This is a genomic window from Faecalimicrobium dakarense, assembly GCF_000499525.1.
Classification (GTDB): domain Bacteria; phylum Bacillota; class Clostridia; order Peptostreptococcales; family Peptostreptococcaceae; genus Faecalimicrobium; species Faecalimicrobium dakarense.
On the sequence record NZ_HG529407.1, the window covers coordinates 28,910 to 52,185 of the forward strand.

The 23,276-nt window shown below is 27.2% G+C and carries 20 protein-coding genes; 3 read left to right on the forward strand and 17 right to left on the reverse strand.

The window, feature by feature from the left end; genetic code table 11:
- Positions 1–103: 103 nt before the first annotated feature.
- The 3 genes from BN899_RS14755 to BN899_RS14765 form a co-directional block, all read right to left on the reverse strand.
- Positions 104–1,021, reverse strand: a complete 918-nt coding sequence (locus BN899_RS14755) for a bifunctional enoyl-CoA hydratase/phosphate acetyltransferase (RefSeq protein ID WP_042276962.1) — start codon at positions 1,019–1,021, stop codon at positions 104–106.
- An 86-nt stretch (positions 1,022–1,107) separates the two neighbouring features.
- Positions 1,108–2,250, reverse strand: a complete 1,143-nt coding sequence (locus BN899_RS14760) for a tetratricopeptide repeat protein (RefSeq protein WP_042276964.1) — start codon at positions 2,248–2,250, stop codon at positions 1,108–1,110.
- A 13-nt stretch (positions 2,251–2,263) separates the two neighbouring features.
- The gene (locus BN899_RS14765; protein ID WP_042276966.1) at positions 2,264–4,018 is read right to left on the reverse strand and encodes a B12-binding domain-containing radical SAM protein; all 1,755 of its coding nucleotides are present in this window, start codon (positions 4,016–4,018) and stop codon (positions 2,264–2,266) included.
- Between the two features lie 159 nt (positions 4,019–4,177).
- On the opposite strand from BN899_RS14765, the gene BN899_RS14770 reads away from it, so the two are divergent.
- Positions 4,178–4,378: a hypothetical protein gene (locus BN899_RS14770; protein WP_042276969.1), complete on the forward strand. Its 201-nt coding sequence runs from the start codon at positions 4,178–4,180 to the stop codon at positions 4,376–4,378.
- A 4-nt stretch (positions 4,379–4,382) separates the two neighbouring features.
- On the opposite strand, the gene BN899_RS14775 is transcribed toward BN899_RS14770, so the two are convergent.
- The 4 genes from BN899_RS14775 to BN899_RS14790 form a co-directional block, all read right to left on the reverse strand.
- Entirely contained in the window at positions 4,383–5,306 is a 924-nt protein-coding gene (locus BN899_RS14775) for a hypothetical protein (protein ID WP_042276972.1), read from the reverse strand.
- Positions 5,307–5,560: 254 nt separating this feature from the next.
- Positions 5,561–7,261, reverse strand: a complete 1,701-nt coding sequence (gene argS, locus BN899_RS14780) for an arginine--tRNA ligase (RefSeq protein WP_042276976.1) — start codon at positions 7,259–7,261, stop codon at positions 5,561–5,563.
- Between the two features lie 144 nt (positions 7,262–7,405).
- Complete coding sequence (locus BN899_RS14785) at positions 7,406–7,849, reverse strand: DUF523 domain-containing protein (protein WP_042276979.1); 444 nt, start codon at positions 7,847–7,849, stop codon at positions 7,406–7,408.
- An 18-nt stretch (positions 7,850–7,867) separates the two neighbouring features.
- On the reverse strand, positions 7,868–10,246 hold the full coding sequence (locus tag BN899_RS14790) for an endonuclease MutS2 (RefSeq protein WP_042276981.1): 2,379 nt from the start codon (positions 10,244–10,246) through the stop codon (positions 7,868–7,870).
- 284 nt (positions 10,247–10,530) lie between these two features.
- Between BN899_RS14790 and BN899_RS14795 the strand changes: the two genes are divergently transcribed.
- Complete coding sequence (locus tag BN899_RS14795; protein WP_042276982.1) at positions 10,531–11,982, forward strand: aminoacyl-histidine dipeptidase; 1,452 nt, start codon at positions 10,531–10,533, stop codon at positions 11,980–11,982.
- 207 nt (positions 11,983–12,189) lie between these two features.
- Here the strand turns inward: BN899_RS14795 and BN899_RS14800 are convergent, their stop codons facing one another.
- From BN899_RS14800 to BN899_RS14825, 6 genes are all read right to left on the reverse strand, one after another.
- On the reverse strand, positions 12,190–12,726 hold the full coding sequence (locus BN899_RS14800; protein ID WP_042276984.1) for a YcxB family protein: 537 nt from the start codon (positions 12,724–12,726) through the stop codon (positions 12,190–12,192).
- A gap of 261 nt (positions 12,727–12,987) precedes the next feature.
- Complete coding sequence (locus tag BN899_RS19360; RefSeq protein ID WP_071162454.1) at positions 12,988–13,737, reverse strand: hypothetical protein; 750 nt, start codon at positions 13,735–13,737, stop codon at positions 12,988–12,990.
- Positions 13,738–13,753: 16 nt separating this feature from the next.
- Positions 13,754–14,146, reverse strand: coding sequence for a DUF3887 domain-containing protein (locus tag BN899_RS14810; protein WP_042276986.1), 393 nt, complete (start codon positions 14,144–14,146; stop codon positions 13,754–13,756).
- The gene (locus BN899_RS14815; protein WP_052356872.1) at positions 14,143–14,949 is read right to left on the reverse strand and encodes a YhfC family intramembrane metalloprotease; all 807 of its coding nucleotides are present in this window, start codon (positions 14,947–14,949) and stop codon (positions 14,143–14,145) included. Before BN899_RS14815 ends, BN899_RS14810 begins: the two co-directional genes overlap by 4 nt.
- Positions 14,950–14,962: 13 nt before the next feature.
- A complete protein-coding gene (locus tag BN899_RS14820; protein ID WP_052356873.1) occupies positions 14,963–16,174 on the reverse strand; it encodes a sensor histidine kinase in 1,212 nt (403 codons plus the stop codon).
- A gap of 90 nt (positions 16,175–16,264) precedes the next feature.
- Positions 16,265–16,981 (reverse strand): LytR/AlgR family response regulator transcription factor, encoded by a 717-nt coding sequence (locus tag BN899_RS14825; protein ID WP_042276991.1) that lies wholly within the window; start codon positions 16,979–16,981, stop codon positions 16,265–16,267.
- Positions 16,982–17,223: 242 nt separating this feature from the next.
- Between BN899_RS14825 and BN899_RS14830 the strand changes: the two genes are divergently transcribed.
- Entirely contained in the window at positions 17,224–18,069 is an 846-nt protein-coding gene (locus BN899_RS14830) for a DUF975 family protein (RefSeq protein WP_052356874.1), read from the forward strand.
- 111 nt (positions 18,070–18,180) lie between these two features.
- On the opposite strand, the gene BN899_RS14835 is transcribed toward BN899_RS14830, so the two are convergent.
- From BN899_RS14835 to zapA, 4 genes are all read right to left on the reverse strand, one after another.
- Positions 18,181–19,311, reverse strand: a complete 1,131-nt coding sequence (locus tag BN899_RS14835; RefSeq protein WP_042276993.1) for an XRE family transcriptional regulator — start codon at positions 19,309–19,311, stop codon at positions 18,181–18,183.
- A gap of 134 nt (positions 19,312–19,445) precedes the next feature.
- The gene (locus tag BN899_RS14840; protein WP_042276996.1) at positions 19,446–20,015 is read right to left on the reverse strand and encodes an HD domain-containing protein; all 570 of its coding nucleotides are present in this window, start codon (positions 20,013–20,015) and stop codon (positions 19,446–19,448) included.
- Between the two features lie 40 nt (positions 20,016–20,055).
- Positions 20,056–22,467, reverse strand: coding sequence for a DUF3656 domain-containing U32 family peptidase (locus BN899_RS14845; protein ID WP_042276998.1), 2,412 nt, complete (start codon positions 22,465–22,467; stop codon positions 20,056–20,058).
- Positions 22,468–22,665: 198 nt separating this feature from the next.
- A complete protein-coding gene (gene zapA, locus BN899_RS14850; protein WP_042277001.1) occupies positions 22,666–23,265 on the reverse strand; it encodes a cell division protein ZapA in 600 nt (199 codons plus the stop codon).
- Between the last annotated feature and the right edge of the window lie 11 nt (positions 23,266–23,276).

Genomic DNA, 23,276 nt, shown 5'->3' on the forward strand with positions numbered 1-23,276 from the left:
TATACAATCTCTACTTTGATTATATACTAAATTTTATTAATTTGGTGTTTTTTTAAATATATTTTTAACAAATTAATGTTACTATAAAATTATATATTAAATGTTAATATTCCTTTATATTTTTAGCTATTAAAGCTCCATACGCAATAGAATATAACTTTGATTCATGGTTATCTGCTCTTGATACTAATACTATTGGAGCTTTGGCTCCCATGACTATTCCTGCTGACTTTGCATTTGCCATATATGTAAATGACTTACCTATTCCATTTCCTACTTCAATAGTTGGAACTAGTAGTATATCTGCTTCTCCTGATACGTCACTATTTACCCCTTTTACTTCACTTGCTTCTTTAGAAACTGCAATGTCAAATGCTAATGGCCCTTCAACAATTACATTTTTTCCAAATACCCCTTCATTAGATGCTTTTACCAATAAATCTGCATCTATAGTTGCTTGCATTTTAGGATTTACTTTTTCTTTGGCTGCTAGACATGCTACTTTAATAGTTTCCATCCCTAGAGATTGAGCTGCTTGTACAGAATTTTTAAGTATTTTTTCCTTTTGGTTGTAATCTGGAGATATATTCATTCCTCCATCAGTTAACAATAGTAATTTGTGATAATTATTTAACTCATATATCATCACATGGCTTAATAAACTATCAGTCCTAAGACCATAGTCTTTATTTAAAACTGACTTTAAAAGTATTGAAGTGTCTAATAATCCTTTCATTATGAAGTCTGCTTCTTTATTAGATACTAACTGTACTGCAATTTTAGAACTTTCTTCTATATCATTGGAGTTTATTATTTTTATATCATCTAAATTAAAATCTATTTTATTAGATATATAATTTATTTTTTCCTCATCTCCAACTAATATAGGTTTTATTATACCTTTTTCAACTGCATCTTTTACTGCAATTAAAACTTCCTCGTCATGTGCTGCTGCAACAGAAAGTATAACTTTTTCACTGCCCTTAAGATTCTCTAATATGTCGTCTAGTTTTTTTATCATATTAAGCCCCCCTTATTTTAATACTTATTTAAATCATAGCACAAATATACCAAAAAAGACTTCCTTTAAGGAAGTCTTTTTTAAATTTATCTATACTTGTCTAATTCTCTTAAGCAAGCTACTGTTATTTCATCTTGTGGGTCTAATTCATACGCTCTTTCTATATAGTATATAGCATCATCTAATTCATTGTTATTTAAGTATGCCATACCTAAATTACATAATATCTCCGGGTCTTCTTTTATTTTAGCTGCTGTTTCAAAATGCTCTATTGCCTTTTCTATATTAAAAGTTTCAGCTTCGCAAAGACCTAATTCCACCATAGCATCTACTTGATGTGGTTTTATTAATAGTATTTTTTCAAAATACTTTTTAGCTTGTTCTATCTCATTCATATTTTTATAAGCTAAGCCTATCATAAATAGTAAATTCCACCAATCTGAATGGTCTTCTTCAAGAGGTAATAATTTTTCTAAGCCTTCTTCATTTTTTCCTTGGAATACTAAACTATATCCTTCTTCATATTGAACCTTAAAATCCATTTTACCTATATTTTCTTGTACTTCACTAACTAATTCTGGATCTAATCCTAATTTTAAAGATTCTTCCCATATTACCTTAGCTTTTACATATTGACCTTGGTTATAGTAATGATATCCTAGATGATAATATCCAAGTGAGAATCCTTCATCTAATTGAATTACACGTTCTAACTTAGACAGTGCTTCAAGTAAAAACATATTCATCGCATCATTTTCCATATCCTTTTGATACTTTTGAGCTACTTCTTGGCACACTATAGCATAGTGATATAAACCTTCTATATCTTCAGGGTACATAGTTATAAGAGTTTTTAAGTATATTAGAGAATCTGTGTATTCTCCAATATCAAAATATTTTCTAGACATATATCCCATATAAGCTCTTAAATCTAAATTTATTTTTTCCTTGAAAGCATTTAGGAACTTTACATATTCTTCATTATGCTTAAACTTGCTGTCTATACCCATTATAAATATCATTGCATCTGCTATAGACATTGCATTTATATTATCTTGTGCAGTTTTTTCTTTTATACCTTTTACTAATACCTCATTCTTTATAGGTACATCTAAACCACCCTTTGGTATATTATATCCTTCTACTTGAAATTCTCCATCATGTTTAATAGTTATAAATGCCAATTCTTCTGCTTTTTTTAATAAGTATTTTTCTATTTTAAAGTTCATGCTATTCTCCTTCTTATAAATCTATACTATATGCTTTTGATTTTTCAAATATCTTTTTATCATCATATACAAATAGTACTACATTATCCTTTTTCTCTATATTAGCTTTGATATCATTTTTTAATTTTAGAATATCAAAGTTAAAAGGTTCAAAGTGAACATATTTTATTATATGTTTTGCTGGTTTATTTTCAAACCTAGGTATATATTTTAATATATTTTCTTCATTTTGTAAGAATAAGTGACATCTATTTTTAAAGTCTTCTAACTCTAATTTATTAAAGAATTGTGGAATATTAGATGTCTTTCCTAGTGATATGTAGTCATACTTTAATATATCATTAAACATATCATTATTTATATTTATTTTATCATTATAAAAATCTAATAATATTTTATATAACTGATTTTTACCTTGTGCCATATCGAAGTATCCATTTTCATCAAAGTATGTAGCAAACTCTTCAAAGAATTTAAATGGACTCTCACTATAATAGTTAAAGATTATGTATCTCATAGATAATACAAAGTTTTTAGAGTTGTAGTATCTTTCTAATATTTCTTCTATATCTTTTAGCTTTAGTATTTGTGAGTAACTTATATAATCATTATATAAAACTTCATATGGGGGATAGTCTTTGTATCTATATCCGTGTTTTTCAGCTCGATCTCTTACACCTGTCCCTTTTATCATTTTTAAGAAACCTAATTGTAAATGTTCTATACCTAAATTAAATACATCATTAAACGATTTTTCAAAACTTGAATAATCTTCATATGGAAGTCCTGCTATTAAATCCAAGTGTTGATGTATGTTTCTATATGAAGCTACCTTTTGAACTACATACGATAACTTTTTAAAATCATCTCTTCTTCCTACTTCTTCTAAAACTTTTTCATTAGTAGTTTGGACACCTATTTCAAATTGGAAAAGACCTTCTTTACAATCTGCTAGGAAATCTAGTATATCATCGTCTAATAAATGTGCTGTAACTTCAAAGTGATATGTAGTATAGTCATTATCATTTTCCATAAGGAAGTTCATAATTTCTTTTGCAAATTCTTTATTTGCATTAAAAGTTCTATCTATAAACTTTATTTGAGATACTCTTGCATCTATTAAAGCTTTTAAATCTTTTTTTACTCTCTCTATACTGAAATATCTTAATCCCTTTAAAGTTGAAGATAAGCAGTATTGACAGTTAAACGGACATCCTCTTGATGTTTCATAATAAACAATTCTATTTTCATATTCAGTTGGGTCTAAATTTTCATAAGGGCTAGGTATTTCATCTAGATTTTCAAGTAATGCTTTAGGTCTATTAGTTATTATATTATTACCGTCTCTGTAAACTATCCCTTCAACATCACATATATCCATGTTTCCTTGTAAATACATTACCAAATCTCTAAATACAAGTTCGCCTTCTCCACATAGTATATAATCTACAAAAGGATAGTTTCTCATAGAACATTCACTATCATAAGTTACTTCCGGTCCACCTAAAGCTATTTTAGTATTTGGTTTAACTTTTTTTATGTTATCACAAAGTTTTACTATATCATTTACGTTCCATATATATGTAGAAAATAATATTATATCATAATCGTTCTTATGTATATCTTTTAAGATATAATCTAAATCATTATTTATTGTATATTCTTTTAAATCTACTTCTACTAAGTCTTTTACAAATTCTTTTAGATATCTTATAGCTAAATTTGTATGTATAAACTTAGAGTTAAGTGTTGTTAATAATATTTTCAATTATTTCACCTCTTTTTATATTGTTATATATTTTTGTATGCTTTTTAGGTTAAAATAGTATATGTAATATCTTATCAAATTATTTTTTAATAGAAGGTTTTTACATATTTTTTGTAGAATATTAGTATTAAGTATATATGATTAGAAAGGAAGTTTTTTATGGGATTAATTGACCAAGTGTCTATCAACGCTTTATCTAAAAGAGATTTATTACTTATTGTAAAGGCATTAGAATATACTAATGAAAACACAGGCCTTGAAGATTTTCTAGAGCTTAGAAATAGTATCGTAAAAGAACTATGTTTTTTAACTGATACTACTGAAGAAGAATTCGTAAATTATTTAGAATCTACTAACTAATAACTTAAGATTTTTTGAATTTTAACGAGTATATACCTGATTTAGATTTTACGTCTATCTTTAGTATATTGTTACTAAATTCTTTTGATATAACTGTTATTTGGTTAAGTATAGGATCTATTACTATATCTCCTTCATTAAGGCTGATTAAGTTGCGTGGATCTACATTTTTATCATACATTTTTTTATTGATTTTATAATTTCTCAATTTGCAAATGTACTCTGACATTGATAAAATAAAATCTATATTGTCTATATCATTATTTGTTTTTTCACCTAATATAGATAGTATAGATTTTTTTATACTTTTAATTCCATCGTTAGGCACTTCTCTATCTTCTATATAAATATCATATAATATGTTTAATAAACTACCTACTATCTTTTCATCATTATAGTTTTCAGCTTTTAAATCTATATACTTATCAATTTCTTGTATAATCTTAATTCTTTCCATTTGAAATTTAATAGTATTGACTTTATCTAATTCTATTGAGAATTCTATAATTCTTTCCTTCATAATTTGAAGTAATTCACTATATTCTATATTTTTATTTTCTATAATCTTTTGAACTATTATATTATATAAAACCGAACCCAATATATAATCAAATGCAAAGTCTTCTTTTTTAAGATATTTTATATACTTTTGAATTAAGCCAACTACCTCATCTTCACTTTTCTTTATATTTGTATTTGAAAGTATTACTGGTAGTAGTATATTTAATATATTATTATACTCTATTTTTTCTCCATAAAATCTAAAATAAATTAATTCATCTTTTAATCTTGTATTATCTATATAAACATATCTTTGCTTCTCATCATCAACTAAACATTTTGTATTTATTATAATTAAATCTTTTAAGCTTTTATCGCCCATATCAAATGCAAAAGTATAGGCATCTTTTATTATGTTATCTTTCATCAATATTACCTTCCTCGTGTAATACTCTATAATAATTATTTTTATCAACTACCATATTTAATATACTTGTATTTAAGTAGCTTGTCTATAATTATAACTCTTTTTAAAAAAAAGAGACAGCATTAAGCTGTCATTTATTCTGGGGAATAGTAGTGTACAAGATATCTGTTTTCTACTATATACTATCATTATACGATATTACATTTTTAGATGTAAAGTATCAGTTTTCGACATCCCCCATATTTTTTATATTATTACATTCTTTCTGGTGCATGCATTCCAAGTAACTTCAGACCATTTTCTAAAGATTGTCTAGTTGCTTCAACTAAAGCAAGTCTTGCTTTTCTTACTTCAACATCATCAACTAATATTGGATTGTCATGATAGAATTTATTGAATGCTTGAGCTAAATCTAATACAAATCTAGTTATTACATGCGGTTCATTTTTTCTAAGTCCTGCAAGTATACACTTATTGAAAGATGCTATAACTTTTAAAACTTCTGCGCTATCTACATCATTTAATAAGTCATAATTTATATCTGTTGTAACTTCTTCATTAGATTTTCTAAGTACTGCACAACATCTAGCATGAGTATATTGAACGTATGGACCTGTTTCTCCATCAAAGCTTAATGTTCTATCCCATGAGAATGTGTAATCTTTTATTCTACTATTAGATAATTCTTGGAACACTACTGCCCCAACACCTACTTGCTTAGCTATTGTATCAACATTTAAAGCATTTGGGTTTTTAGCAAGTATTGTTTCTTTAGTCTTATCTATCGCTTGATTTAATACATCTTCTAAGAAGACTACTCTACCTTTTCTTGTAGACATAGTTCCATTTTCAAGTGCAACCATACCAAATCCAACGTGAACTAAGTCTTTAGCCCATTCAAATCCCATAAGCTCTATAACTTTAAACCATTGTTCAAAGTGTAAGTTTTGTTGAGTACCAACTACATACACACACTTATCAAAGTTATAAGTTTCATGTCTATATATAGCAGCTGCTAAATCTCTTGTCATGTATAATGTTGAACCATCATTTTTAGTTATAAGTGCCGGTGGCATTTTATAATCTTCTAAGTCTACTATTCTAGCACCCTTAGATTCTTTTAAAAGATTTTTTTCTTCTAACATCTCTATTACTCTAGGCATTTTATCTGAATAGAAACTTTCACCTGCTAAAGAGTCAAATTCTATATCTAATAAATCATAAACTCTATTGAATTCTTTTAAACTCTCATCTCTGAACCATTGCCATAACTGAGTAGCTTCTTCATCACCATTTTCTAGTTTAGTGAACCATGCTCTTGCTTCATCTTCCATTTCTGGATGAGCTTCAGCTTCATCATGGAATTGTATGTATAATTTTAATAATTCTGGTATTGGATTTGACTCTACTACTTCTTTATTTCCCCATTTTTTGAAAGCAACTATAAGCTTACCAAATTGAGTACCATAATCACCTAGATGGTTTATTCTTGTTGTATTGTATCCTTGAGATTCATACATTTTGTATAGAGCATTTCCTATTACTGTAGTTCTTATATGTCCTATATGGAAAGGCTTAGCAATATTTGGAGATGAGAACTCAACTATAACATTTTCGTCTTTTCCTACTTCACTGCGCCCATAGTTTTCTTTTTGTGTTAATACATCTTTTATAACACTTTCTGCTAATTGAGATTTGTTAACGAAGAAATTAACATATCCGCCTAATGGTATTATCTTTGATATAGCACCTTGAGCGTCTAATGTTTCGCATAACTCAGCTGCTATCATATTAGGAGCTTTTCTAAATACTTTTGCTAATTTGAAACAAGGAAAAGCGTAGTCTCCCATATCTTTATTTGGTGGTATTTCTATTAATGCTATTATCTCTTCTACAGATAAATCTTCTATTTTCTCTTTTAGGCAATTTGCTATTGCTATTTTAAAATCTTGCATGTTATTTCTCCTCTCTTATTCTTATTATTTTATGGTAAATCAATTTCTGAGTTTTTTCAAGCTATTTGGCATTTTTCATAGTTATATTTTGAAATCTAAGTATATTAATTTAAATTACTTAATTATAAGCATGATAAAATCAAATTATAATTCTGTTTCACTAATTACTTTTATTCCGTTTTTTCTAAATAATGCTGTAGTAATTCCTACACCATTTATTTTTTTACCTGAAAAACTTCCATCATATATAAAATTACATCCACAAGACGGACTTCCTTCTTTTAATATAGCTTCCCTACATCCATATATTTTAGCTATTTTTAAAGACTCATTAGCGCCTTTTATAAATTCGCTACTTACATCTCTATTATTTTTATCAACTATTTTAGATTCATTATTTATTGCATTATACCCATCACCATTTATTATTTCTGCTGGATTTCTAGGAGTAGAAAGCCCTCCTAATTGTTCTGGGCAAATTAATACAAACTTTTTATTTTTTAAATAATTAACTACTTTTTCATTCTCATTATTATTACCGTTGTACTTACAATTTATTCCAAGTAAGCATGCTGATACTGCTATCATAGTAACAACCTCTTATATTTATTTTAATTTGACTATTGTAACACCGGCTCCACCTTCACCATATTCTCCGGCCCTTTGTGACTTAACATGTCTATTTCTTTTTAATACATCTTGAAGTCCTGATTTTAATACTCCTGTACCTATACCGTGTATAACAGTAACACTTTCAAGACCTGCTACATATGCATCATCTAGATACTTTTCAACTTCCATTCTAGCTTCTTCTAAATTTAATCCTCTTAAATCTACCTCACTTCTTACATTTCCTGATTTAGATTTAATTATTTTTCTCGTTTGTTTTGTAACAGTTGTTTTAGGGTCTTGTTTTGCTCTTTGTAGCGATTTAAATGGAAGAGTCATCTTCATTATTCCAATTTGAACTACTGCTTCTTTTTTATTATTATCAACAGATACAACACTACCTTGTTGGTTTAGAGTTATTACCTTTACTTCTTCGCCTTGTCTTAAATCTTTTATTTCTTTTGTAACAACTTTTGGTTCTATCATACTTTTAATAGTTGGTTGAAGGCTTCCCATAGAATTTGTTAATTCTTTTCGAAGTTCTTCTATTCTTTGGTTCTTTTCTTTTGAAGCTCTTTCTTCTTCTAGCTTTCTTAGTTCTTTTATTATATTATCAACATCTTCTTTTGCTTGTCTTGTAACTCTAAATGCTTCACTTCTTGCTTGTTCCATAAGCTTTTCTCTTTTAGCTGATAATTTTGAAAGCTTTTCTTCATATTCATTTTTAAGTCTTTCAATTTGAGATTTTAATTTTTCCGCTTCTTCTCTTTCTTTTACAGCCTTTATCCTATTCTTCTCAACATTTTGAAGAACATCTTCTATTGCTATGTTATCAGAATTTATAAATTCCTTAGCTCTAGTTATTACATGTGAATTAAGACCTAGCTTTGTTGATATTTCAAATGCATTTGATTTTCCTGGCACTCCTAATAAAAGTTTATATGTTGGACTTAATGTTTCTAAATCAAATTCTACTGCTGCATTTTCTACACCTTCTGTAGTTAATGCATAATTTTTAAGTTCACTGTAGTGAGTTGTAGCTATACAATTAGCTCCAGCCATATGTACATCTTCTAATATTGCTATTGCAAGGGCAGCTCCTTCTACTGGATCTGTTCCAGCACCTAGTTCATCAAATATTGCTAAAGAATTCTCACTTACTTCTTCTAATATAGAAACTATATTTGTCATATGAGATGAGAAAGTTGATAAACTTTGCTCTATACTTTGTTCATCTCCAATGTCAGCAAATACATTATCATATACACACATACTACTTCCAAAATCAGCTGGTATATGTAATCCACTTTGAGTCATAAGTGCAAATAGTCCTACTGTTTTGATAGTAACAGTTTTACCACCTGTATTTGGACCAGTTATAAGTAATGTATGGAATTCTCTACCTAAATAAACACTATTTGGTACAACTTTGTCTTTATCTAGTAATGGGTGTCTACCATTTCTTATATTTATATACTTATCTTCGTTTAATGTAGGCTCAACACCTCTCATCCCCACAGATAATTTTCCTTTTGCAAATGCAAAATCAAGCCTTCCTAAAATCTCTTGATTTGAAATTAAATCTTGTGATATTTCTCCAATCATAGCTGATAACTCAGCTAAAATTCTTTCTATCTCTTCTTTTTCTAAAAGTCTTAATTGTCTTAATTCATTATTCATATCAACTATACTCATAGGCTCTATAAATAAAGTGGCTCCTGATGATGATTGGTCATGCACTATACCTGATACTTGCGATCTATATTCTGCTTTTACAGGCACTACAAATCTATCTCCTCTTACAGATATAATTGCATCTTGAAGATATTTTTGATAAGTTGTAGAGCTTATTATTGAATTTAATTTAGATCTTATAGATTGATTTTTTTGTACTATTCTTCGTCTTAAATCCCTTAGTGTGCTTGATGCATTATCAGATATTTCTATTTCACTTATTATTGCATTATATATAGCATCTTCTATATCTCTATATGCATATAAAGAATTTGATAGAGATTGTATTATTGGATAGTTGAAATCTTCTTCATCACTACCAGAAAAATTATTTTTTAATGTTCTAGCTGCTCTTAAAGTATCTGCTATCATAATTAAGCTTCCTGGGTCCAGCGATGCCCCTATATCAGCTCTTTTAGCCTTATCTTCTATATCATGTATTCCTTGTAATCCAATACTTCCTCTTTTTATATATATCGCTTGTGCTTCGCTAGTTTCCTTAAGCATATACTTAACGTCTTCAAAATTAGAGCTTGGTGTTAAATTTTCTATATATTTTAAACCTAGAGAAGATGAAGCTTTTTCTTTCAATATGTCGATTACTTTATTGAATTCTAAAACTCTTAGTGCTTTCTCGTTCATACTTCCTCCTTAATGTATATATTTATTTTAATGTGTATTTTATGTAAGTTTGTATTATACTATTTATATATTATACATAATCATAGTTTATTTGTACTATAAAAATCTAGTTTAAGTGATTTAAATTAGGTTTTTGGGTATATTATTTACTTAATATGTGTATATTAATCTAGTTTGTATTAGAATTTATTTAAAATAAAGCATTTACTAGATACTTTGTTCATGTAACTTGCACGATCGCACAAGTACAGACGGCAGAAATTATATTAAAGGGAGTGTTATTTATGGAAAACGTATTAAAAGGTTTACAACCAGAAATTGTGTTTAATTATTTTGAAGAAATATCTCAAATTCCTCGTGGTTCTGGAAATGAAAAAGCTATAAGTGACTATCTTAAAAGTTTTGGTGAAAAATTAGGTCTTGAAACTATACAAGATAATGCACTAAACATAATAATAAGAAAGCCTGCTACAAAAAGTTTTGAAAACTGTCCTGGTGTAATACTTCAAGGACATATGGATATGGTATGTGAAAAAAATAAAGATACAGATCATGATTTCACAAAAGATCCTATAAAATTAAGAACTGAAGATGATTTTATATATGCAACTGGAACTACTTTAGGAGCAGATAATGGTATAGCTGTTGCTATGGGTATGGCAGTATTAGCATCTAATGATTTAGAGCATCCTGCAATTGAATTATTAGTTACTTCTGATGAAGAGGCTGGTATGACTGGTGCTATGGCACTTGATGGTAGCTTACTTAAAGGAAAATACATAATAAACCTTGACTCTGAAGAAGAAGGACATTTATTAGTTAGTTGTGCTGGTGGTACTACAGCTACATCAAAACTTCCTTTAACTTTTGAAAACGTTGACTCTAACAAGCAAGCTTTATTAGTTGAAATCAAAGGTTTACTTGGTGGTCACTCTGGTATGGATATAATAAAACAAAGAGCAAACTCTAATAAATTGATGGGGAGATTATTAAACTTACTAAATGTAAATTATGATTTAGCTAAAGTTGAGGGTGGTTCTAAGAATAATGCAATACCTCGTGAATCTGACTGTGTGATAGTTGTTGATAAAAATGAAGTTGAAAACGTTAAGTCACAAATAAGTGAAATAACTAATATATTAAAAAATGAATTTGCTACATCAGATCCAGGATTAGCTATAGAATGTTCTGATACTAATGTAGATAAAGTATTCTCATGTGATTCTAAAGATAAAGTTATAAAATTAATGAATGTAATACCTAACGGAATCCAAACTATGAGTATGGATATAGAAGGATTAGTTGAAAGTTCAACTAATTTAGGTGTTGTTAGAACTTTAGAAAATGAAATTACATTTGAATGTGCTGTTAGAAGTTCTGTTAAAACATTAAAAGAAGATATAACTAAGAGAATGGATTTATTAGCTAATGCTTTAGGCGGTAAATTAGAATTAGATAGTGATTATCCAGCTTGGGAATATACTAAAGGGTCTAAATTAGAAGAAATATGTTTTAATACTTATAAAGAATTAACAGGTAAAGAACCTATAATAATGGCTTTACATGCTGGCCTTGAGTGCGGATTATTACTTGATAAAATGCCACATGCTGAAGCAATATCTCTAGGACCTAACATGTTTGAAGTTCATACTCCTAATGAACATTTAAGTATATCTTCGACTAAAAATACTTGGGATTATTTAGTTGCAATACTTAAATCTATGAATGTTCAATAATAATAATAAAGGTAAAGTTTTTAACTTTACCTTTTTTATTTAATCTTATCCTTACATTGTTATATCTAAATATGTTATCAGTAGCCATCCATCATCTTTAAATTATATAATAGTTTTCAATTATCCATACTTATTTTATATACTTTAACTTATTTATTTTACTAGTTTTAAAATTATTTATTAATCTTTGAATTTATAATTAATTTTTTAAATTTTTACTCTTTTATATTTATTTTTTATATTATTTTTATATAAATTTCTTAAACTCTCAATCGTTTTATTTTCCATATCTTTTTTTCTTATTAAAGCTGCTTGGTCAATATTGAAGTAATTAATAAAATAATTTTTAGTTTCGAATACTTTATAAAATTGATCATACTTAATTTTACTCTCACCTTCAATTACTGTACTCTTTGCAGTTAAAAAACTTTCATAAAAATCTAGTATTCCTTGTGAGTTGAATGTGCCTAATTTATCAGTTTTAATTCTTTGCTTAATTTTCACTTCAATCTTAAATATAATAGTTAATATGAATACTATGATTAATATAATAAAATAAATAAAAAAATCTTTTATATAAAATTCATTTTCACTATAAGCAAGAAGTGTAGATAAAAAAGCTATAAATAAAATCATAACTGGAATTTTTATTTTATTTTTTAAAAATATTGCTATATATAGAAAGTTACGATAATCTTTCTTTTCCATAGATGTTCTTACTGTAAATAGTTTATTGTCATTCATTTTTCTACCACCTTAAATTAATAGTAATATACATTCTACTTATTGTACTATACCTTGAGTTTAAATTATTTTAACTTATGTTCTCTAATAATTCCTGTAATAGAATAACATTTAATACTATTTAATTCTATATATTAGGCTTGAATAGTCATTATTTGGGTTTAAATGGATATATAATAAAATTTATTTTTTCTCTAATTTAATTTTTTAATAAAAAAATACACTTAATAATAAATTAAGTGCATTTAAGGTATTAGTTATTTATTTAATATATTGTAATAATTTATTATATGTTTTTTCTGTATCTTCTCTATTTTTTTCGTTATAATAAATAATTTTATCATTTTTAAGTTTAATTTTTATATAAGGTTTTTTCCCCTTATAAAGGTATACTGTTGCTTCTTCACCCTCAACATTATATGCACCTCTAGAATAAATAAAAGTACCAGATCCAGTTATTTTACTTGTAATATTTATATCTTCTAAAAGTTCAATATTTTTAATATCTCCCATCTTAAAAGACGTCATTTGCATCCTAACTTTATCATCTTTTATGGTTAATTCATGCCCACCTGTTACATCAACAGTAGCTAAAATTATACATGGTATAAGACATACTAACATAATAAAAGAAAATACTATTCTTTCATATTTTTTAGTAGACGAATTTTTTTCAACATTAGTATCATTTTTATACTTTTTATATATATGGTTATAGCAAAGAATTAAAGCAATAACTCCTGGTAAACCAAGTATACCTATGATGATATATCCAATATCCCCAAATAAAAGTTCTAATGGTATACATAAAAGAAATGATAATCCATATACTATCCACATTATGCCATTTGCTCTATTATAAGATTTTATATCTCTAATTTCTTCTGGCTTTACTACAGTTCCAGCCCAAAAATGCATTGGAGTTTTTCTTTTTAAAGAATAAATTCCCATACCTATGAAAATTATAACTACTGGCATTATTGATATGAAAGTCACTACATTCTCTCCCATAATGTATCTCCTGCTTTTATTTTATAAAGAATCCATCTATCTCCATATTTTCATTGTAAACTACCTCAAATTGAATTTTTCCCTTTTTAAACTTTGTAATCTCTATAACTTTCGCATAACCTTCAATTCCAACTACACCTTCTTTACTTATCTCTTCGAATTCTCCTAATTTACCTTTTAAAGAGTCCCATGAAACCTTTAAATCTTCAGGCTTAAATTCCGCCTTCATCTTATCGCTCATTGTCTCTATCATTTTATCAAATTCTTCATTTAAAAATAAGTTTACAACTTCTTGACCCCTTGATTTTAAAGTAGCTTCATCGAATGCATCACTTAATTTTGAACTACTACACCCTACTAATATAACCCCTGTTAAAAGTGCTACTAATAATAATTTTACTCTCTTCATAATTTTTCTCCCTCACTTATAATCTTTTTAGATAAACTATCTTGTTTATATAATCTTTTAGAATATACTGCAAACCCTGCTAATACTAATCCACATATGAATATATAACTCTCAACTCCAACTATTCCAACGCCAAAAACTTGTGGAAGTATAACCAGCGGTGCATTTACTAATGTATGAACTAGTATTGCAATAAACAAGTATAAAATCTTTTTATTCCTAACTCCATAAAGAACAATCATAGATAAACCTATATGAATTGCCATAGCACTAATTCTTTCAAATCCTGATGCAAGTGCTAATCCAGGAGTTAAACTTATACATTGGTTGTAAAGTAAACTTAAAGCTTCACTTGAGTCTGCATTTATTGTTCCATTATTTATCATAATACAAACTATCAATGTAGATAAACAAGATACTCCAGTTAAAAGTATTGCCTCTATTCCTCCATGTCCAAATCCATAAGATATACCATCATCAAACTCATGATTATTTTTTAATAAGTATTTGAAGGCTATATACCTTCCTACTTCTTCAAATATTCCAGCAGTTAATCCTAAGAATATTCCATATAAATAAGGATTTGTCTGCATTTTTATAAACCACATCATATTAGGAAGTACATAAGTTAATATCGGTACCCGAATTAACATCTGTGATATAAAAAATATTAACATCCCAACAAGAAAGCTCTTGGGTATTTTTTTATGCTTTTTTGCAAAATATATAAAACTTATTATTGGTATTAAAAAACATACTAAAGTGCTTACAGCTAAGCTTACTATAACACTACTTTCAATCATACTTATCCCACCTTTACATTGGTATTATAATATTTACTTTGAACTCACTTTCATCAAAGTTTATTAGCATAGTTCCATCATATTTTTTTAATGATTTTTTTATATTTTCAATTCCAAGGCCTTGGTGGTTTTCTTTAGTCGATTTAAACTTTTTATTCTTCTGCATTGGTTTAGTAGTTATAGAATTTGATATATTTATTACTAATAATTCATTAAATTTATTTATATCTAAATTTATATAACCTTTATCTTTAGTTGCTTCAATAGCATTATCTAATAAGTTCGCAAATATAGTAGTTATATCTATATCTCTTATAAATTCTAAATTTACATCACCTATTCTACATTCTATATTTATATCTTTATCTTTGGTATAGTTAAACTTTTCGTTCAATATTATGTTTAATACTCTGTTACTTGTATAGTATTTTTGATTTAATTCATTTAACATCTTATGTATATCATCTGTATAATGCTTAGCAGTTTCTGTATCATTAATCTTATGAAGTTCTTCAATGGTATTTAAATGATTTCTTATATCATGAGCTAATTTTCTTGAATCTTGATATTTTCTTTCTAAATTATCGTAGTATTTATATTGAAGCTTAGATTGTTGCTGATACAAATTAATTTCATTTTGTAGTACATTATTTTTAGATATATTTTCAAACATGTATGTTACATATATATTTACTATAAATATCATGATTGCATTTATAATGAATAATACAATTTCTTCTATACCTGCATATATCTTCATATAGCTTAAAAGTGTGAACATATAAACTATACTGAATATTGGAATAATCATAAATCCAATAAATTGTGTAAACTTTAATCCACTTATTTTTCTTCTGTTCATAAATCCTATTGCAAACCTTGCATAAATAAATTCCATAAGTCTTATTGATATTACAAGTACTATTGGATAATATGCCGTATTTCCAATATATACACTAGTAGTTTGAATTATTAAACTTGTTAGTATAGCTGCTAATCCATCACATAGAAAAAATCCAGCTGAAAATATTAAATAATATAATTTACATGACTTCGAATCATTGTATCCGAAATGTCCTATTAAAATCATTCCTATAGTCATGACTAATATATTAAGAAACCCATTTCCCATTAAAGATACCATTGTTACTATAATTGAGTAAATTAAATATATTGATATATAAAATATCTTACTTTTATAAATATTTCTCTCTAACTTATTCATAACATAAAAGTAAATATAAGTTACAAAGAAATTTCCTAAGATCGGTAATAAAATAAACGCAAATATGTTTATATGATTTTCGATTATACTCTACCCCCTTCTATTTCTTTCAATTTTATTACTAAGGTAAATATTTAAACTTTGCCTAAATTGGGTAGATTTTTTTTGTGATAAAGGTATAATACTACCATCCATCATATGAATATCATACCCTTTTACAGATTTTACGTTATATAAATTTATTGAAAAACTTTTATGGGGCATTACAAAACCATACTTCTCCATTTTACTTCCTATATCTGAAATTTTTTCTTTAATAATATAAGAATAGTCTTTAGCTTTCATAATTACCTTTCTTAACTTATATTCAAAATAATAAATATCTTTTATGTCAATTCTTACAATACCTTCTGTCGTATTAAATTCTAAAATTTCACTTATTTCTTCATTCATATACGAAAGAGCTTCATCTAATTGATGATGTATATCTTTTTCGCAAACAGGCTTTACTATATATCCAAATGCATGAACACTAAATGCAGATGATGTATAATCTGTGTAGTTTGTTACGTATATTATTTTTACAAGCTTATCTTTTTCCCTTATTCTTTTTGCTGTCTCTATTCCGTTTATGCCTTTCATATCAATATCTAAAAATACAATATCAAAGTTAATATAGTCTTTTATTAACTCTTCACCACTTAAGTACGTGTGTATTTGAGCTTTCGATTGTAAGTAATCTTCTACTATTGCTTTAGTTTTATTTAATATATTTATTTCATCATCGCAAATAGCTATTTTTAACATAATACCCCTTCCCTTTAATGTTTTTAGTATAAAAAGATAATAAACTATTTAACATATTGTTTGCAATAAATTTACTCAAGTTACAGTAAATTATACCTAATGTACAGTTACATAAATAATCTGATTTTAAAATAAAAAAATATCTCAAAAACTATAATTTTGTAGAAAAACCTGATAATATAATAAATATATTATACTTTAAAATAAAGTTCTTAAATATCAAATAAAAAGGAGGGATATGAGTGAAAAATATAAAAATATTTAATTTACTTGAAAAAAGTTTTATATCATTAAGACATACTAACAAAAAAATCTGGATAATAGGGATTATAATAGCTATATTGTCAGGTGGTCTTAATATCTATGATAGTAGTAATGATTATTTTTCTGGAGACTCTGATTATGATTATTCATACACAAATGATGAAAACAATATAGGCTTAGAAGATGAAATTTATCAAGAGAATGGGTACATAACTGGCGAAGAATTTACCAATGTTGTAGATGATATATTTACATTTGGATTAGGAGCTATAATAATGTTTGTAATTGTAATACTTGCTCTTGTTTTAATAATAGCAATTATATTAGGATTATTAATTAGTGTAGCTAATTATTACTTACAACACAGTATTTGTGAGATATTGTCTAAAGAAAAAATAGAAAGGGCACCTTTAGGATTAGTTATTAAGGTTAATTTTATAGTCCTTTTAAAAGTTACATTCGGTCTTATATTATTTGTAATTCCAGGGGTTATAATTGGTCTAAAATATGCACCAGTAAACTACATAATGTGTAAAAATCCAGAACTTTCATATAAAGAAGTTTTAAAAAATGCTAAAGAGCTTAGTAAAGGATTTAAGTGGAAGATGTTTGTATCTAATTTATTAATAGGTACTATTGCAGTAGTTGTTATATTATTATGTTCATTAAGTGTATTTGCACCAGGATATATATTAATTGATTTCGCAGAAATGATTTTAACGCTTGCTTTATCTACATTTGCAACTGTTTTTAGTGGATTATATAATATACATTTATTCAATGCTATTAATGATTTTAAAAATCCAGTAAACTTAGAATTTTAGAAAATTTTATTTTAAATTACATGTAAAGTATAATGTGTAGTCATTAAAATAACCTCCTTTAAAATCATACATATAGTATGTTAAAAGGAGGTTATTTTGTTATGCAAAATATTATTTTCTATTTTTAAAGTTTATTTTAGTTACATTATCTTTTTTAGCATTCTTTGGTGATATCATCCCACCTTTTAAAGCTAGTAAGCTTTCTATTTCTTCTGGATATATACTTAATCCACAGTTTCCTAAGTTATCCACTAAAGTTTGTCCATTCATTATCTTATTATCTATTAACATTTCCACAGATTTTTTCAATAATTGTGGACTTGTAGCTTTTATATTTTCATCTAATGGTTCTGTTTTTAACCATCCCTTTTTATCCATTTCATTCATTAAGTACATATACTTTTTATAATTTATAGCTCCTAAAGTATACGCTCTTAAAATCATTGCAGATATTGGAACTATCCACTTTTTCTTTAATCCTACGTAATCTTCTAATTCATTAACATTATCTAAATCAGCCCAAAAAGTTTCTTTTGGTAATAAAAATGCACATGCAAATTCATCTTTTGAGAATTTTTTAGATGGTATGTTGGCTTCTGTTGATACTATATATGCTAGTTCATAAGCTAAATCAAAATTTCTTATTGTTGCTGATTTTCTATCATTTCCTAGAGATACTAAATATCTACTTACCTTATCTATACTTTGCTTTTGAGTAAATGACATAGATCCTTTTTTATCCACATTTATAGATGATATTGCTATTCCATTTACTTCTAGTAATGTAGTCATATTCCCTATAGGTCCATCTCCTAATCCCCAATATCTTCTAACCTTAGTAGCTAATTCTTCTATATCATCATACTTACTTAAGTTGTCTGCTAATTTCATTTCTGGGAATTTTATATATCCTTCTATAAAAGATATAATTTTATGAGTCATTACTAATTTTTCTTTATAAGATATTTCTTCTACTCTTGGTATTGGTGATTCTGGTCTAATGTGAGTACTTTCAACTAATACCTTTATACTATCTTTTTGGAAGAAGTACTCTCTTGGGAACTTTAGTGCATTTGATATTTTCATTTCATTTTCAACAACTGGCTTGTACTTTTCTTCTTCAAAAGCTATTAGGTCTTTCTTATTTATTTTAGTTTCACTAGCTAATTGATCTATTGTTTTACCTCTATACATTCTTGCAACTTTTAATCTTTTTCCGTTAAATATCTTTTTTTTGCTCATATTTTATCTCACTTTCATAATTTATGATATCCGTCATCTTAAAATTTAAAATGCTCTGGATAAAAGTAATACCCAGAGCATTATTCAAATAATATTATGTCGATAATATTATCATATTTATTATATATAGTCAATTATAAGCCTAATTTGTCACTTATTCCCTGCATAGCTTCTAAAGATATTTTTGCAAATTCATTGAATGGTATGCCTATTTCTTCAATGCTTCTCATTGCTTCTCTACTTGCGCCCGCCGCAAATTTTAATTCTTTCATACGTTTAGTAATTGATTTTACTTTTACGCTAGATATTTTTTTATCTGGATATATAAGTGCTATCGCTGTAATAAATCCTGTTATAGGATCTGCCGCATATATTGCCTTATCCATAGTGCTTATTCTTTCAACTTCATTATCATAGTTATGAGCCTTTATAGCTTGATATATGTATTCATTTCCAAACTTTTCTTTTTGAAGAAGTTCTACTGCTTTTATACCATGTAATTTTGATTCATCAGGATTATTTTTATAGTCTAACATATCTGAATCCAAATCATGTAAAAGTCCTGCTATCGCCCATTCTTCTTCTTTTTCTGGCTCTAATTTTTTACCTAGTTCCCTCATAACTGCTTCAACTGCATATGAATGTTTAAGCAAATGTTCACTATCTAGATATTTATTAAGTATTTCTACTGCTTGTTCTCTCATTTCCCTTTACCCTCCTAAACCTTTATACTTTATTTTATTATTATTCTACACCTCTATAATAATGGCCTGCACATACCCCTGCATCATCTAATTCATTATAAAGTTTTGTAGCTTTTAAACCAAGTTTGTAGTCATTATTTAATACTTCTTGATAAGCTTGTATTACTTTTCTAACAGTTTCTCCATCTTCTAATGTAAAATCTAATCTAAGTATATTTATTCCGATTTCATTTAGTTCTTCTAAATTATCTAACATACAAGTTACCTTTGAATTGTATATAGTACTTCTACAGAATATATCTTGAGATACTCTATATTTTTCATCTTTAAAGTCTTTTAAAGCATAAGTACTTTCCTTACATTTAGCAACTCTCTTATCTTTTTTACAGTCTCTTACAACTACGCCCATTGGACAATACTCTGTTATCATAAGTGGAGTATATCCATATACAACTCCTTCAATATCCATGTCTGTATATTTTAAAGTTTCTTTTATCTCATAAATATTTAATTCTTGAGATAAACATAATGTATTTGCTCCAACTTCTTTAAAGTAATTTACAGTTTCACTATTAAATGCATTTAAGTAATAGTCTATATTTAATTCTTTATCTTTAAAATAATCTAGCGGACCCCAGCTACCAATTTGTACAGAAGTTATTCCTGATTCTTTTACTTTATTTAGTTGTGAGTATTCTTTATATCTTATTATTCTAGGTGTAGAGTAAACTAATTTAGTATTATATTTATGTGACATTACTACGGCTTCATCTAAAGTTTTTACATCTTCATAATAAATTTTTCCAATGCCACATTCTAAAGCTTCTTTTAATTGTTCTAAATTCTTAACTTTTACAGATAAGCTTTCTTTATTATCTCTTTTTACTTTAGCCGGGTTATATTTTACTACTTTATTTTTATAACTTCTATTTTTTATCTTAACTCTTTCTTCGTCTAAAGCTTCAATACAATCTCTTCTCATTTGATTTAGTATACTTATTGGTAAACTTATATTATCATCTAAATCTATTTCTAAATTTCTTAATAAATATGGAGTATTACCCATTTTTTGCAATTGAGTTTCTACCTTTTCTTTACTTAAAGCCACTTTCATCGCTTTTTCTACTATTTTATCTCCAACTATTTTTGCACTATTTCCTTTAGTATCACTTATAGTTAATACTGGATTTTCACCTAATTTTATGCTAATTTTAGCATCTACATCATTTTTTATAAGCTCTTTATCTTGTTTAAATGTAGCTTGTACTCTATCTATTAATTCACTATCTGAAGTTTTAAATACTACTTGTCCTCTTTTAGCTTCACCAACAAAGTCTAGTTCTATTAAATCGCCTTTATAACCTATTGTAGTTATTTCTCCATTTTTAATAATTCTACCTATTGTTCCACCACCTAGGTTTATTCCATCACCTTTTTTAAGAGTATTTTCTAGTATCATTTTTAATCTCTTAGTCTTTTTATTACAATCTAGTACCTTTCCTATATATAAACCTTGGTTATTAGGTATTTCAGAGTTCATTACTTCTTCTCCTACTTCTCCTAATATTAAACCTTTAGTAAACTTTCTATTAAATATAACGTGTAAGTCATTTATAGTTTCATTTGATACTTCTAGTTTTTTAGTAGTCTGATATTGCTTTATTGCATCATTATAGCTACCTATAACCGTTGCTACATATTCTGATTTTTTCATTCTTCCTTCTATCTTTAAAGAATATACCCCAGCATCCATTATTTTATCTATTTCTTCTATTGTACTTAAATCTCTTTGACTTAATAAATAATCTCCATTACTATTTATTACTTCTCCAGTATGAACATCTATAAGCTCATATTTTTGTCTACATGGTTGTGCACATCTTCCTCTATTTCCTGATCTATTACCTATCATTGAACTCATTAAACATTGGCCTGAGTAACATACACATAATGCTCCATGAACAAATACTTCTATATCAGCTTTACAGTTATCACATATATATTTTATTTCATCTACGCTTACTTCTCTTGCTAAAACTACTCTATCAAACCCAACTGATTCAAGATATTTTACATCTTCTAGTGAATGTGCAACCATTTGAGTACTTGCATGAAGTTCAAAATCTGGCAACATATTCTTTATAAGCCTTGCCATGCCTATATCTTGAAGTATTATTGCATCTACATCTATATCGTATAAAAACTTTGCATATTCCACAAAGTCATATATTTCATTTTGTTTTATTAAAGTGTTTGCAGTTACAAAAACTTGTACACCTCTTATATGTGCATATCTAACAGCTTCTTTTAATTCATTTCTATCAAAATTATTTGCTGATGCCCTTGCACTAAAATCTTTACCGCCAAGGTATACAGCATTAGCTCCATTTTGTACTGCTGCCTTTAAAGCTTCAAATGACCCAACTGGTGCTAATAGTTCTACGTCTCTCATATTATCCTCCTTAAAATTCGCTTCGCTCATATCGTCAACGATACATCTTTAAGCGACGTGTCGCGAATCATTTCGCTCTCGCTTTAGATGCATCCGTTACTTAAAATTCGCTTCGTTAAAAATATTATATCTTTATAATATCCTTAATTATAAAAATTAAAACCTTCAGGTTAACTCCTGAAGGCTTAATTTCTTATGCTATCTTCTTGCTCTCATGAATTTTACTTCATTTTCAAGCTCTGTTTTTTCTAATTGTACTTTATATGCTTTATTTTGGAACTCTGATGCTAAACTTTCTGCAATTTTTGCTCTTTCATTTGCTTCATCTACAGAAGTCTTTAAATCTTCTATTTGAGTTTTATAAGACTCTAATTCTTCCTTTGAAGATTCAGTTTTATTTCCTAATGCAGAAATCTCTTGTTTTTGAGATTCTATTACTTTATTTAATTCTTCTATCTTTGCTTCATACTTAGCATGTTCTTTTTCTTTGCCTTGTAATTCTAGATGTAATTTTCTAATCTCTAGTTTAAGTTCTTCGTCTGATGAACCAACTTTTTTCTTTAATTCTTCATTTTCCTTAGCTAATTCGTCATTTGACTCTGAACATTCAAATAATATATCTGTAATGTTTACTGCTGTTACTATAGCTGAAACAACAGTACTTAGTTTCGGATTTGCACTTATAACCTTACTCATCTCTTTATCAACATATGATGCAACAGCTATCATATGTTGTTCCGACTTATCTCCAACCATCGGATATTCAGCCCCATTGATCTTTACCATCACCTTATTCATACTAACACGCC

Coding starts and splice junctions, on each gene's coding strand:
- BN899_RS14845 (WP_042276998.1), bottom strand. CDS start 22,467: ATGAGAGACGTAGAACTATTAGCACCAGTTGGGTCATTTGAAGCTTTA.
- BN899_RS14760 (WP_042276964.1), bottom strand. CDS start 2,250: ATGAACTTTAAAATAGAAAAATACTTATTAAAAAAAGCAGAAGAATTG.
- BN899_RS14795 (WP_042276982.1), top strand. CDS start 10,531: ATGGAAAACGTATTAAAAGGTTTACAACCAGAAATTGTGTTTAATTAT.
- BN899_RS14775 (WP_042276972.1), bottom strand. CDS start 5,306: ATGAAAGATAACATAATAAAAGATGCCTATACTTTTGCATTTGATATG.
- argS (WP_042276976.1), bottom strand. CDS start 7,261: ATGCAAGATTTTAAAATAGCAATAGCAAATTGCCTAAAAGAGAAAATA.
- BN899_RS14790 (WP_042276981.1), bottom strand. CDS start 10,246: ATGAACGAGAAAGCACTAAGAGTTTTAGAATTCAATAAAGTAATCGAC.
- BN899_RS14770 (WP_042276969.1), top strand. CDS start 4,178: ATGGGATTAATTGACCAAGTGTCTATCAACGCTTTATCTAAAAGAGAT.
- BN899_RS14800 (WP_042276984.1), bottom strand. CDS start 12,726: ATGAATGACAATAAACTATTTACAGTAAGAACATCTATGGAAAAGAAA.
- BN899_RS14825 (WP_042276991.1), bottom strand. CDS start 16,981: ATGTTAAAAATAGCTATTTGCGATGATGAAATAAATATATTAAATAAA.
- BN899_RS14820 (WP_052356873.1), bottom strand. CDS start 16,174: ATGAATAAGTTAGAGAGAAATATTTATAAAAGTAAGATATTTTATATA.
- BN899_RS14785 (WP_042276979.1), bottom strand. CDS start 7,849: ATGATAGCAGTATCAGCATGCTTACTTGGAATAAATTGTAAGTACAAC.
- zapA (WP_042277001.1), bottom strand. CDS start 23,265: ATGAATAAGGTGATGGTAAAGATCAATGGGGCTGAATATCCGATGGTT.
- BN899_RS14840 (WP_042276996.1), bottom strand. CDS start 20,015: ATGAGAGAACAAGCAGTAGAAATACTTAATAAATATCTAGATAGTGAA.
- BN899_RS14815 (WP_052356872.1), bottom strand. CDS start 14,949: ATGATTGAAAGTAGTGTTATAGTAAGCTTAGCTGTAAGCACTTTAGTA.
- BN899_RS14755 (WP_042276962.1), bottom strand. CDS start 1,021: ATGATAAAAAAACTAGACGACATATTAGAGAATCTTAAGGGCAGTGAA.
- BN899_RS14810 (WP_042276986.1), bottom strand. CDS start 14,146: ATGAAGAGAGTAAAATTATTATTAGTAGCACTTTTAACAGGGGTTATA.
- BN899_RS14835 (WP_042276993.1), bottom strand. CDS start 19,311: ATGAGCAAAAAAAAGATATTTAACGGAAAAAGATTAAAAGTTGCAAGA.
- BN899_RS19360 (WP_071162454.1), bottom strand. CDS start 13,737: ATGGGAGAGAATGTAGTGACTTTCATATCAATAATGCCAGTAGTTATA.